This window comes from Plantactinospora veratri (assembly GCF_036421995.1).
Classification (GTDB): domain Bacteria; phylum Actinomycetota; class Actinomycetes; order Mycobacteriales; family Micromonosporaceae; genus Plantactinospora; species Plantactinospora veratri.
Genome location: NZ_JAZGQL010000005.1, coordinates 80851 through 93781, shown reverse-complemented (window position 1 = coordinate 93781; position 12931 = coordinate 80851). Strand labels below are relative to the sequence as shown.

At 73.8% G+C, this 12931-nt stretch carries 10 protein-coding genes and 1 pseudogene; 2 read left to right on the top strand and 9 right to left on the bottom strand.

Annotation, left to right across the window (positions count from 1 at the left end):
• Positions 1-80: 80 nt before the first annotated feature.
• The 6 genes from nrfD to V1634_RS06550 form a co-directional block, all read right to left on the bottom strand.
• Positions 81-1112, bottom strand: a complete 1032-nt coding sequence (gene nrfD, locus V1634_RS06575) for an NrfD/PsrC family molybdoenzyme membrane anchor subunit (protein ID WP_331206847.1) — start codon at positions 1110-1112, stop codon at positions 81-83.
• The gene (locus V1634_RS06570; RefSeq protein ID WP_331206846.1) at positions 1109-2080 is read right to left on the bottom strand and encodes a 4Fe-4S dicluster domain-containing protein; all 972 of its coding nucleotides are present in this window, start codon (positions 2078-2080) and stop codon (positions 1109-1111) included. Before V1634_RS06570 ends, nrfD begins: the two co-directional genes overlap by 4 nt.
• 4 nt (positions 2081-2084) lie before the next feature.
• Complete coding sequence (gene fdh / locus V1634_RS06565; protein ID WP_331206845.1) at positions 2085-5372, bottom strand: formate dehydrogenase; 3288 nt, start codon at positions 5370-5372, stop codon at positions 2085-2087.
• 63 nt (positions 5373-5435) lie between these two features.
• Positions 5436-5726 carry a hypothetical protein gene (locus V1634_RS06560; RefSeq protein ID WP_331206844.1) on the bottom strand — a complete coding sequence of 97 codons (291 nt, stop codon included), beginning with the start codon at positions 5724-5726 and terminating at the stop codon, positions 5436-5438.
• Positions 5727-5881: 155 nt separating this feature from the next.
• The gene (locus tag V1634_RS06555; protein WP_331206843.1) at positions 5882-6946 is read right to left on the bottom strand and encodes a glutathione S-transferase family protein; all 1065 of its coding nucleotides are present in this window, start codon (positions 6944-6946) and stop codon (positions 5882-5884) included.
• An 89-nt stretch (positions 6947-7035) separates the two neighbouring features.
• Positions 7036-7854 (bottom strand): isocitrate lyase/PEP mutase family protein, encoded by an 819-nt coding sequence (locus V1634_RS06550; protein WP_331206842.1) that lies wholly within the window; start codon positions 7852-7854, stop codon positions 7036-7038.
• Between the two features lie 69 nt (positions 7855-7923).
• Between V1634_RS06550 and V1634_RS06545 the strand changes: the two genes are divergently transcribed.
• Positions 7924-8946, top strand: a complete 1023-nt coding sequence (locus V1634_RS06545) for an ArsR/SmtB family transcription factor (protein ID WP_331206841.1) — start codon at positions 7924-7926, stop codon at positions 8944-8946.
• 21 nt (positions 8947-8967) lie between these two features.
• Here the strand turns inward: V1634_RS06545 and V1634_RS06540 are convergent.
• A pseudogene (locus tag V1634_RS06540) lies at positions 8968-9477 on the bottom strand (GNAT family N-acetyltransferase); the annotation flags it as partial.
• Between the two features lie 134 nt (positions 9478-9611).
• On the opposite strand from V1634_RS06540, the gene V1634_RS06535 reads away from it, so the two are divergent.
• Positions 9612-10112, top strand: coding sequence for a DUF1990 family protein (locus V1634_RS06535; protein ID WP_331206840.1), 501 nt, complete (start codon positions 9612-9614; stop codon positions 10110-10112).
• Positions 10113-10144: 32 nt separating this feature from the next.
• Here the strand turns inward: V1634_RS06535 and V1634_RS06530 are convergent, their stop codons facing one another.
• Positions 10145-11065 (bottom strand): DNA-3-methyladenine glycosylase family protein, encoded by a 921-nt coding sequence (locus tag V1634_RS06530; protein WP_331206839.1) that lies wholly within the window; start codon positions 11063-11065, stop codon positions 10145-10147.
• Between the two features lie 305 nt (positions 11066-11370).
• A complete protein-coding gene (locus V1634_RS06525) occupies positions 11371-12366 on the bottom strand; it encodes a Pecanex-like protein 1 (protein WP_331206838.1) in 996 nt (331 codons plus the stop codon).
• Positions 12367-12931 lie beyond the last annotated feature (565 nt).

The following is a 12931-nucleotide window of genomic DNA, read 5'->3' as shown; positions in this document are numbered from 1 at the left end:
CCGCCGCCGCCCGGCGAGGATGGCCGCCGCGCAGGTGCCGAGCACGATGCCGGCGAACGGCAGGAATCTGGCCACGGCTCTCACGACCGCCGCCCCCGCCTGCCGGTGCGGGCCGCCAGCCGCGCCCGCTGCGGTTCCACTGTGTACTTCGGATCCCGGGCCGAGACCATCCCCGCCTGAAAGATCCCGAACCGGAGGCAGATCGAGCCGGCCAGCAGCGCCGCCGCGCCGGCCGCCGTCACCGCCCGGCCACGCCCACCGCCGCCGGCCGCCACCGTCAGCGCACCCGCCGTGCAGAGCAGCTTGCCGGCCCGCAGCAACCCGCCGGCCAGGCCCTGCCGCATCGGTTCGGCGACCATGCCGAGCCGGCGCTCCATCCGGTACGCCGCCACGAGTTCGGCGGCGGTGCCGAAGACCGCCGCCCGGCGGGCCGGTCCCGCCTCCGCTGCCGGAGCGGCGAGCACACCCAGCGCCCCGGCCGAGGCCGCCGCCGAGCCCGCGAAGAGCACCGGCAACTCCCGGTACCCCTCGTGCCAGACCGGCACGGCGGTGTCCGAGAAGAGCGTCGCGGTGTACGAGGCGACCGCCGGCCCCAGCGCGGCGGCGCCGAGCGTACCGAGCCGACCGAGCCGGGGCAGCCGACCGGTGACCGCGCTGCCGGCGGCGAGCAGCGCCAACGGGCCGTACCCGGCGAGCAGCCAGGAGCCGACGCTCATCGGCGAGGTCACCTTGACCACCCGGAGCATGTGCAGGAACCGTTCCGGGCGGCCGAGGTCGTGCACCAGGGAGTAGAGCGAGCCGCCCAGCGCGACCGCCGCACCCGCCTTGAGACCACGGGCCAGCCCTGCCCGGCCGGTGAGGTCGGCCGCGGCGGCCAGGGTCGAGGAGGCGCCGGCCAGCCCGCCGAGGAAGAGATAGCCGCCGATGTCCGACGCCTGCCAGGTCGGCGGCTTGAGCACCGGACGGCCGTAGTACGACCGGAACTCGGCCCTCGGCACCATCAGCCGCTCGCCGCGCTGCCGCCGCCCCGGGCGGCCGGCGGAGCCGATCAGCGCGTCCCGCTCCACCGGCAGGTCGGGCGCGGTGTCGAGGCGTACGTCGGTGCGGGTCATCGGCGCGCTCCGGGAAGTGACACGGCGATCAGGGCGGCCAACAGCCCGGCGGCGACCAGCGCGGTCCGGCGCCACATCGCCGGCAGGTCCCGGGTGGTGACGACCGGGTCGGGCGGCAGCCCGTACACCTCGGGCTCGTCGAGCAGCAGGAAGAACGCGCCCGCCCCGCCGACCCCGTCGTACGGGTCGGCGCCGTAGAGCCGGGCGCTGTCCACCCCGGCGTCGTGCAGGTCCGAGACCCGGGCGGCGGCCCGGGCGCGCAGCTCGGAGAGTTCGCCGAACTGGATCGAGTCGGTGGGGCAGCTCTTGGCACAGGCCGGTTCCTGGCCGACCGAGAGCCGGTCGTAGCAGAGGGTGCACTTCCAGACCCGGCCGTCGTCCTCGCGCACGTCGAGCACCCCGAACGGGCAGGCCGGTACGCAGTAGCCGCAGCCGTTGCAGATGTCCTGCTGCACCACCACCGTGCCGAACTCGGTGCGGAAGAGCGAGCCGGTCGGGCAGACGTCCAGGCAGGCGGCATGGGTGCAGTGCTTGCACACGTCGGAGGACATCAGCCAGCGGAAATCCATCCCCGGTACGGCGTCGACGTGCCCGTCCGGCGGTGCCGAGCCGGGCATGCCGAGCGAGACGGCGGTCCGGCCGCCGGCCGCCCGGCGCAGCGCGGCGGGGACCTCGGCCGGGGCGAGCTGGGCCTCCTGCCGGCCGAGCCGGCGCGGCTGCTCGACGAAGGCGACGTGCCGCCAGCTGTTCGCGTCGAGCTGGCCGGTGTTGTCGTACGACATGCCGGTGAAGCTCAGCCCGTCCTCCGGGATCGCGTTCCACTCCTTGCAGGCCACCTCGCATGCCTTGCAGCCGATGCAGACGCTGGTGTCGGTGAAGAAGCCGACCCGTTCCGGTGGCTCGACGTAACCGCCGGCGATGGCCGGGTCGCGCAGCTCGCCGGTCGCCTCGCGCAGGTCGGGAGACATCCGCTCACACCTCCGTTCCGGTCGCGATGGTGATCCCGGCCCGGCGCTGGTAGTCCCGGACCAGCGCCACCCGCTCCGGCCCGCGCGGCCGCCGCCCGGGGCGGATGTCGACGGAGAAGGCCTTGCTCTCCTGGATGTGCGAGTTCGGATCCAGCGAGATCGAGCTGAGTTCGTTGGCCGCGTCGCCCCGGCTGTGGCCGTTCGGTCCCCAGTGGAACGGCAGGCCGATCTGGTGCACCACCCGCCCGTCGACGTGCAGCGGCGCGATCCGCTCGGTCACCAGCACCCGGGCCTCGACGGCGCCCCGGGCGGTGACGATGGTGGCCCAGCCGCAGTGCACCAGTCCGCGTTCGGCGGCCAGTTCGGGGGAGACCTCGCAGAAGAACTCCGGCTGCAACTCGGCCAGGTACGGCGTGTTCCGGCTCATCCCGCCCGCCGTGAAGTGCTCGGTGAGCCGGTAGGTGGTCACCACGTACGGGAAGACCTGCGCGCCGCGCTGCGAGCCGTTCGGGTGGTACTTGTTCTGCTCGTGCGGCCGGAGCAGCCGGGCCGGGTTGCGCTGCTGGCCGTAGAGCGGATTGTCCACAGGGGAGTCCTGCGGCTCGTAGTGGGTCGGCAGCGGCCCGTCGAGGACGCCGGCCGGCGCGAAGAGCCAGCCGAGCCCGTCGGCCTGCATGATGAACGCGTCGGTGCCGCGCAGCGCGGCCACCCCCCGGGCGCCCTCGGGCGGCTGGTAGTCCGGCGGCTTGCTCGGCTCGAAGTCGGGTATGTCGTACCCGGTCCACCGGCCGGCGTCGGCATCCCACCAGACGTACTTCTTGCGCTCGCTCCACGGCCGTCCGTCCGGCCGGGCCGAGGCCCGGTTGTAGAGCATCCGCCGATTCGCCGGCCAGGCCCAGGCCCACTCCGGGGAGACCCAGCTCTGCTCCTCGGCCGGCTTGCGCCGGGCGGCCTGGTTGATCCCGTCCTTGTAGACCCCGCAGTAGATCCAGCAGCCGCAGGCCGTCGACCCGTCGTCGGCGAGTTCGGTGTACGTCGACAGCGGCCGGCCGTCGGCGTCCCAGCCGTTGATCTCGGCGAGCACCGCCTCGGCGTCCGGCTCGCCCGTCCGGCCGATGGTCGGGTAGTCCCAGGTCAGATCGAGGATCGGCCGGTCCTTCGGATCGGTCGAGCCGGCCAGCTTCTGCCGGATGATCCGGCCCAGGTGGTACACGAACCAGAGGTCGCTGCGCCGGTCGCCGGCCGGCTCGACCGCCTGGTGACGCCACTGGAGCAGCCGGTTGGTGTTGGTGAAGCTGCCGTCCTTCTCGGTGTGCGCCGCGGCCGGCAGTACGAACACCTCGGTGCCGATCTCTTCGGTGACGAGTTCCCCGGAGGCGATCTCTGGCCCGTCCTTCCACCAGGTGGCGCTCTCGATCATGTTGAGGTCCCGGACGACCAGCCAGTCCAGCCTGGCCATGCCGAGCCGCTGCATCCGGGCGTTCGCCGAGCCGACCGCCGGGTTCTCGCCGAGCAGGAAGTACCCCTTGCAGGCGCCGCCGAGCTGCTCCAGGACCGTGTCGTAGTGCGAGTGGCTGCCGGTCAGCCGGGGCAGGTAGTCGAAGCAGAAGTCGTTCTCCGGCCGGGCCGCCGCCCCCCACCACGCCTTGAGCAGGCTGACCGTGTAGGCCCGCATGTTCGCCCAGAACCCCTTGCGGGCGGCGTCGGCGAGGATGAAGTCGGCCAGGGTCTGGGTCCGGTGCGCGTGCGGCATCGGGATGTAGCCCGGCAACAGGTTGAACAGCGTCGGGACGTCCGTCGAGCCCTGGATGCTGGCGTGCCCGCGCAGCGCCTGGATGCCGCCGCCGGGCCGGCCGATGTTGCCGAGGAGCAGTTGCAGGATGCTGGCCGCGCGGATGACCTGCGAACCGTCGGAGTGCTGGGTCCAGCCGACCGCGTAGACGAACTCGCTGGTCCGCTCCGGGCCGGAGTTGTCCACCAGGTGCCGGCACACCTGCCCGAAGACCTCCGGCGGGATGCCGCAGACCCGCTCGACCATCTCCGGGGTGTAGCGGGCGAAGTGCCGCTTGAGGATCTGGTAGACGCAGCGCGGGTCCTGGAGCGTGAGGTCACGGTGGAGCTGGCCGTCCAGGGCGGCGGTACCGGAGCCGAACTTCTCGCCCTCGCCGGACCCGTGCCCCTCGTGCTCCGCCGCCCCCTTCGGATCGTCCTGGAGGCTGTGCCCGGCCGCCACCCGGGCCTCGAACTGGCTGTCCCGCTCGCCGGTCGCCGAAACCAGTTGCACGTCCTCGTACTGCCAGCTCTCCTCCCGGTAGGTGTGGCTGTCCGGGTCGAAGCCGGAGAAGAGCCCGTCCAGGTCCTCGGTGTCCCGGAACCGTTCGTTGACGATGATCGACGCGTTGGTGTACGCCAGCACGTACTCCCGGAAGTCCTTCTCCTCGGTCAGTACGTGGTTGATGATCCCGCCGAGGAACGCGATGTCGGTGCCGGCCCGGATCGGCACGTACAGGTCGGCCAGCGCACTGGTCCGGGTGAACCGGGGATCGACGTGGATCACCGTGGCGCCCCGGGCCTTCGCCGCCAGCACCCACTGGAAGCCGACCGGGTGCGCCTCGGCGAAGTTGGACCCCTCGATCACGATGCAGTCGGCGTGCTGGAGATCCTGCATGAAGGTGGTCGCACCGCCGCGCCCGAACGACGTGCCCAGGCCGATCACGGTGGAGCTGTGGCAGACCCGCGCCTGGTTCTCCACCTGGATCACCCCGAGCGCGGTGAGGAGCTTCTTGATCAGATAGTTCTCCTCGTTGTCCAGGGTGGCGCCACCGAGGCTCGCGATGCCCATCGTCCGGGCCACCCGGAGCCCCTCGTGCTCCTCCTGCCAGGTCTCCCGCCGGGTCCGGATCACCCGCTCGGCGATCATCTCCATCGCGGTGTCGAGGTCGAGGTCCTGCCACTCGGTGGCGTACGGCGGGCGGTAGCGCACCCGGTCCAGCCGGCCCGAGTCGGTGGTCAGTTGCAGCGAGGCGGCGCCCTTCGGGCAGAGCCGTCCCCGGCTCACCGGCGAGTCGGGGTCCCCCTCGATCTGCACCACCTGTTCGTCCCGGACGTAGACGTTCTGGGCGCAGCCGACCGCGCAGTACGGGCAGACCGACTTCACCACCCGGTCCGCGTCGGCGGTCCGGGCGCGCAGCTCGGAACTGTGCCGCGACTTCACCGAGGCCGCCCGCCCGGTCCGGTCCGAACCGGTGAGCTGCCGCCAGACCGGCCACGAGCCGATCGGTAGACCGCGCACCTGCGCCTCCTGTCGTCGATGGCCGCCACCGCCGGCACTGAGCCACCGCGGCGGACCCGTTCGCTACCGGCCGGGTCGCCCCAGCCCGTCGGCCCGGGCCCGCTCCCGCATCCAGTCGTGCACCTGCCGGGACGACGTCGGGTTGAACTCGCGCGGATTCACCAGGGTCTGGGTGCGGGACGGCAGGACACCGGGGCGCTGCCGTTGCGCCCGGGTCACCGTGCCGCCGCCGTCGGCCGGGATCCCGGTGCCGACCAGGTACGCCTGCCCGGCCGGGATGCCCAGCTCGGCACCGATCTCCTGGTAACTCCGACCCAGGCCGACCAGGTGCAGCACCGCTTCCTTGCTCGCCACGCCGCCCCCCGCTCGCCGTGCCGGCCGACTCCGACCGACCGACCGCCAACCACCGACAAGCCTCTCATTTCGCCCAGGCCGCCGGAGCCGGTTCACGTGCAAGGAAGGGCCCCCGCTTATACAAAAAGCGATAAGCGGGGGCCCTTCCTAACGCTTCAGCCCGCCAGCGGAGTGTGCCCGGCCGGTACGGTCTCGTCGGCGGGCGGCGGTGGCGGCGGGGTGCCGTCCCCGAACGGGCGACCGCCGAGCGCCTCCCGGCCGTGCGGCTCCAGCCAGTTCCGCAGGTCCGGCCCGGCCGGCACGATCCCGGTCGGGTTGATGTCCCGGTGCACCTCGTAGTAGTGCCGCTTGATGTGGTCGAAGTCGATGGTGTCGCCGAAGCCGGGCGTACTGAACAGATCCCGGGCGTACGCCCAGAGCACCGGCTGCTCGGACAGCTTCTGCCGGTTGCACTTGAAGTGCCCGTGGTAGACGGCGTCGAACCGGACCAGGGTGGTGAAGAGCCGGACGTCGGCCTCGGTGATGGTCTCCCCGACCAGGTAGCGCTGCCCCTCCAGCCGGGCCGAGAGCCAGTCCAGCCGGTCGAAGAGCCGCCGGTACGCCTTCTCGTACGCCTGCTGGCTGCCGGCGAAACCACACCGGTAGACCCCGTTGTTGACGTCGGCGAAGACGACCCCGTTCACCTCGTCGATCTCCTCCCGCAGCGCCTCGGGATAGAGGTCGGGCGCACCGGAGCGGTGGTACGCCCGCCACTGCGTCGACAGGTCGAGGGTCATCTGGGCGAAGTCGTTCGTCACGACCTGCCCGGTCGGCACGTCCACGATCGCCGGCACCGTGATCCCCCGCTCGTAGCCGGGGAACCGGGCGAAGAACGCCTCCTGGAGCCGCTCGATGCCGAGCACCGGGTCCCGGCCGCCCGGATCGAGGTCGAAGGTCCAGCTCCGGGCGTCGTGGGTCGGCCCGGCGACCCCCATCGACAGCACGTCCTCCAGCCCGAGCAACCGGCGGACGATGATCACCCGGTTGGCCCACGGACAGGCCCGGCTCACCACCAACCGGTACCGGCCCGGCTCCACCGGATAGCCGTCCCGCCCGTCGGCGGTGATCCGGGTGGCGATGTAGCGCTGGTCCCGGGTGAACTCCCCACCCGGGTTGACATAGCTGCCGTCGGTGGCGTTGCCGCCGTCGCTGGCCCTGCTGCCCTCTGCGGTGTTCGACATTCCACCATCGTTCCCCAAACACTCCCCGGATCCACCGCCGAACGTCCCGAATCCACGCCGGGGCCCGGTGGCACGGGACGGTGCCGGAGTCAGCGGCGCATCAGCTCGTTGACCGCCCCGTAGTCCAGGGCACCGGCGAGGGCGTCGTAGCCGCCCGACCCGTACGCCTCCTCGGCGGCCCGCCGGACCACCGCGTACGCCGCCTCGGCCACCGCCGAGCCGAGGCTGACCCGGGCCACCCCGAGCCGGGCCAACTCGGGTACGGCCGGCGCACCGGGACCGGCGAGGATGTTCAGCGGTGCCGGAATGCCGGCGGCCAGTGCCGCCACCGTCTCCGGGTCGACCACCCCGGGCACGAAGATCCCGTCGGCACCGGCCCGGAGATAGTGGGCCGCCCGGTCGAGGGTCTCCGGCACCCCGCCGGTACCCCGCAGGAAGGTGTCGACCCGGGCGTTGACGTACAGCGGAATCCCGACCTCGTCCGCGACGGCCCGGGCGGCGGCCAGCCGGGCCGACTGGTCGGCGACCTCGCGCAGCCCCGGGCCGCCGCCCGGCGCCGCGTCCTCCAGGTTCACCCCGACCGCGCCGGCGGCCAGGACCGCGCGGACGGTTTCGGCGACCTGCTCCGGAGTGGCCCCGAAACCGGATTCGATGTCGGCGGTGACCGGCACCGAGACCGCCGCGGCGACCCGCCCGACGAGTTCGGTGGCCGGCTCCCGGCCCAGGACGTCGCCGTCCGGGGCGCCGAGGCTCCACGCCACCCCGGCGCTGGTCGTCGCGACGGCCCGCGCGCCGGCCGCCGCCACGATCCGGGCACTCGCCGCGTCCCAGGCGTTGACCAGCACCACCGGGTCGGCCGGGACGTGCAGGGAACGGAACAGTTCGGCGCGAAGACGTTGATCACTCATGGTGGCCAGTCTCCGCCGCCCGCACCGGTCGCCGTATTCTTTCAGCTCTGCCTAAAACGAGAGGTCGACGTGGTCTCCATCGGTCTGCCGGGCGGTGCCGTCGCCCGGATCCGCTTCGCGGTCTCCTGCCTCTGGGAGGTCGCGACCAGCGTCCGGGTGCTGCGCGACGCCGGTGACCACGCCGTGCACCTGCCCTGGGCGACCCGGGTACGCCCCCGGCTCGTCGACGCCGGCCTGCTCCCCGCCGGTGGTGCGCCCCCCGACCGGGCCGGAGGCGCGGCGGCGACCCAGGGCGGGCTGCTCTGGCAGCTGATCCCGGCCCGGCCGCACTACCTGCCCGACTTCCTCACCCCGGCACCCGAGGGACTCAGCCCGGACCTCGACACCGAACTCGCGACGCTGCTGGCCACCCCGGCCGAGGTGGTCCGGGCGGACCTCGACAGCTACCCCGGCCGGGACGCCCCGGCAGTGCGCCACCTGTACGCCGACCCGGCCGACGCGCTGCGCCGGCTCGCCGACGAGATCGTCCGGTACTGGCGGATCGCGCTCGCACCGGACTGGGCCCGGATCCGGCTGCTGCTCGACGCCGAGGTGCACCACCGGGCCCGGCGGCTCGCCGCCGACGGCGCCGCCGGACTCCTCAACGACCTGCACCGGCAGGTCCGCTGGGAGGGGGAGACCCTGGCCATCGCCCAGCAGCACTGCACCGCCGCCGACGTACCGGACGGGAACGGGCTGGTGCTGATCCCGTCCGTCTTCGTCTGGCCGTCGGTGGCGAGCGTCGCGGCCGGGCCGGCGCCGCAGCTCGCGTACCCGGCCCGGGGCATCGCCACGCTCTGGGAGACACCCCGGCAGGCACCCGAGAGCCTGGCGGCGGTACTCGGCCGGGGCCGGGCCCGGGTACTCGCCGAGATGCGGTCACCGCTCTCCACCACCGAGCTTGCCCGGCGTACCGGGCTCTCGGCCGGGGGCGTCTCGCAGCACCTCGCCGTGCTCCGGGCCGCCGGACTGGTGGCCACGCACCGGACCGGCCGGACCGTGCTGAACAGCCGTACCACCGTCGCCGAGGCGCTGCTCTCGGTGGCCGGCTGAGCCGTCCGGGCAGCTGCGGTACTTCTCCAGGTAGACCAGTCCGGGGCCGGTGTCCAGCGGCCGGTGCGCGTAGTCGACGTACCCGTGCCGGCGGTACAGCCGCAGGTTTTCCGCGCTGTCGGCGCCGGTGAACAGCTCGAACCGGCGTACCCGGTCCGGGCAGGCGGCCTCGACCGCGTGCAGCAACCGGCCGCCGATCCCCCGGCCCTGGAGGTCGGGGGCGACGGCGAGCCGGCCGACCTGCCCGGTCCCGTGCTGGAACCGGGCCCGGACCGCACCGACGAGCCGGGTGCCGAGCCGGGCGACCAGCACCACGCCGGTCCCGGGCGGCCGCGCGAGTACGGCCCGGATCTCGGCCAGCGTCTCGGTGAGCGGCGGCAGCCACGGATCCGCGTAGCGCTGCGCCTCGCTCAGGTAGGCGGCCCGCTGCACGGTGAGGATCTCACCGGCGTCGGCCACCGTCGCCGGTTGCACGACGATCGAGCGGGCCGTGGCGGTGGACTCCGGCACCGCAGGCTGCTGCGGGGACATCCCAGCAGGCAACCAGGTCCGCCCCGGCCCCGGCTGCCCCGGCCGGCGGCTGTCCCACCGGTTAGGCTGCCGAGCGGAAGCGACGCCGTACCCGTGGCCACCCGGCGGGTACCCGCGGGAGGAGGCGTCAGGCGATGCCCGGACTGACCTATCCGGAGGTCGGCGCCACCCGCACCGGCCGGCTGCCGGCCGGATACCGGCACCTGCGCTACCGGGCCGCCCTGCCCCCGGGCGCGTTCGAGCTGGCCGGCGAGGCGGTGCTCAGCTGGCGGATGCACCGGGCCATGGGGGTGCGGATCGACGCCAGTGCGCCCCGGGCCGAACCGGGCTGCACGGTCACCGCCGGGCTCGGGCTGGGCCGGCTGCGGCTGGCCGCCCCCTGCGAGGTGGTCTGGGCGGTACGCGACGAGCATCGGGCCGGCTTCGGCTACGGCACCCTGCCCGGACACCCGGTACGGGGCGAGGAGGCGTTCCTGGTGCAGCGCCTCGACGACGGCGGGGTGCGGTTCACCGTCACCGCGTTCAGCCGGCCCGCCGGGCCGCTGGCCCGGGCCGCAGGTCCGCTGCTGCCGCTCTTCCAGCGCGGGTACGCCTGGCGCTGCGCGTCGGTGCTCCGCCGGCTGGCCGCCCGCTGAGCCGGACAGGGGCGGCGGCCGGCCCCCGGCGGTCAGAACCGGGCGAAGGAGCGGAGCGGCATCCGGGGACCGAACCGGGGCGCGTGGTGGCCACCGGCCTCCAGCAGCCGGCAGACCCGACCACGGTGGCCCCGGAACGGCTCCAGCAGGGCCAGCATCCGGGCGTCGTCGCCGCGCGCCTCGCCGGCCAGCGCCCAGGCGACCATGTTCGGGATGTGGTAGTCGCCGACGCTCACCGCATCCGGGTCTCCGAAGGCGATCCGGACCACCTCGGCGGCCGTCCACGGTCCGATCCCGACGATGGCGGTGAGCCGGCGGGTCGCCTCGGTCGGGTCGGCGCACCGTTCCAGCCGGTCCGCCTCGGCCGCCGCCCGGCGCAGCGTCTCCGCCCGCCGCTGCTCCACCCCGAACGGGTGGAACACCCAGTAGGGCTGGCCGGCGATCACCGCCGGCTCGGGCGGTACCCAGAGCCGGGGCAGCGGTCCGGGGGCGGGTACGCCGAACCGGCGCACCGTCGCCGAGTACGCCCGGAAGGCCTCCTTGCCGGTGACCTTCTGCTCCAGGATCGCCCGCAGCAGCCGGGGGAAGATCTGCCCGGTGGCCGGCAGTCGCAGCCCCCGGTGGGTGTTGGCCAGTCGCGCCACCAGCGGGTGTGCGGCGGCGAGCCGGTCGAAGCCGGTCAGGTCGTCGTGGAACCCGGCCACGGCGTCGGCCCGGTCCACCACCCAGCCGCCGCCCGGCCCGTAGCCGTCGGCGACCAGGTCGCCGCCGACCCGGCGCAGCGCCAGCGTCCCCGGCCCGTCAGGGGTACGGCTGGCCCACCAGAACGTGCCGTCGACGAACCGGGCGCAGGGGTCGTGTGCCCCCATCGCCAGCGACCCGACCGAACCGTCGAGGTGGTAGCGCTGCGGCGGTCGCAGCAGCCGGCTCGCGGTCGGCCCGGTGGCGGTCACCCGGACACTCTGCCACGGGGGACGGGGCGGTCCACAGCGGCGGGCCGGCCGCCGGGGTGCCCCGGCCCGGAGAGTGGGCGGACCGGGCCCACGACGGGACGGCACCGGAACGCCCGTGCGCGTTCCGGTGCCGTCCGGCCTCAAGCGGTGTCAGGTGGGTCCGATCCGGTCCTCCTCCTTCCGGTCTCTCGTCGTCGGACTTCCCTGGTGGCGGCGGGGTCGGGGGACCAGGCACCGCCGGTGGTGCGGGGTGTGGCGGGAGCGTTTCACCGCTGCGGCCGCCGGCCGGCCCGAGCCGGCCGGGATCACCTGACGGTGATCCGGACTACGTCGAAGGCCGGCACCTGGTTGGCGCGGGTCATCATCGGGACCCGGTGCGAGCCGTCACCGGCCCACACCGCGCACTGCGCGGTTCCCCGCTGGGTCAGCCCCGGCACGGTCACCGTGACGGTGTCCGGCTGGGCACCACCCCGGCCGTCCTCGGTCGCCACGAAGAACGCCGGGACCGGCGCCGGGTCCGGCGCGGAACGGTTGCTGCTCAGCATCCGGCAGGCGGAGTGGAAGTGGCCGCGGACCAGGCCCTCCTCGGTGAGGAAGGAGCTCTCCTTGTAGTAGCCACCCTGCCCGGCCGGCAGGAACCGGTCCCGGACCAGGTTGCGGGTGCTGACCCGGAGCGTGAACTGCTGGTTGACCCGGACCGAGTTCGGCGCCTGGGTGATCAGCAGAGAGGGGTTCTGCTCCGGGGAGCCGACCTCACCGAACGCGGTGCCGACACAGCGGGGGCCGTTCTGGAAACCGTCGTGCGTCTGGAGGTCGCTGTCCGCGCAGTCCGCGCCGAGCGGCTCCAGCGCGGCCGGGTTGCCCGGCGCGGCGCTGCTGCTGGTACCCGGGCTGGGCGTGCAGTTGGCGCTGCCACCGCCCGGCCGACCGCGCTGGGCCAGGGTGCCCGGCTCCTGTCCGTCACCGGGGTGCTGCACGGCACCGTGGTCGTGGTACGACCGGGTCTGCGGCTTCGCCGCCGTGCCCGGACCCTCTGCGGCGGCCGAGGAGGACGGGTTCGCCGTGCCCGGGGCGCCGGTCGGCGCGCTCGTCGACGGCGCGCTGGTCGCCGGGGCCGGGGCGGTCGGGCAGGGCTTGGCCGCGGAGGGCCGGTTCCGGCCCCAGGTGCCGGCGTTCGAGACCTGGGTGACCGTGACGATCGCGCCGAACACGCCCAGCGTGGCCAGCACGGCGATCAGGCGCTTGTTGCGTGGTGGTCGGTTCGAGCGCCGCCGTGAGGAGCGGACGGGGGTGTTCTTCACGTGGTGCCACCTCTTCCTTAGAGGGTTCGGTCAGCGAGGTCGGATTTCAGCGGGACCAGGCTGATGGTGCCGAGGACCGGAGGGTCCTCGGCGAGGGCGGGATGCTGGGCAGGCCGGCGACGAGGCGGGCCCGGAGGCCGGCTATCGGCGCGCTGTCGACCCGGCGGGGGTCACCGGGCGCGGCGCCGGCCACGGAGATCGGCGAAGCGGAGGGACGATCGTAGTCGCCGCGTGGCAACGCGTATATCGTCTCCATCTTCCCGCCTTTCCGAATATTCAGCCGGTAACGGTGCGAAAAAAACCGTACGGAATGCGTTGGCTGAGAGTCAAACCGTGGTAGAGAAGATAGGGATCTCTTGAGGTCCACTTAAAAGGAACTTATGTTTCGGGGGGCTAACCATCGGCGGGGCCGCCGGAGGCTGTCGCCGGTGGTCGAGGTGACCCTCCTGTGTGGTCGGTCCGGCCGGCTCCCGGACAGTCCGCGACGCCGGCCCCGGACAGGGCCGGCGTCGCAGCCGGACAGCGACGGTTGCCGCACGTCGCGTCCGGGACCACGGCGACGACC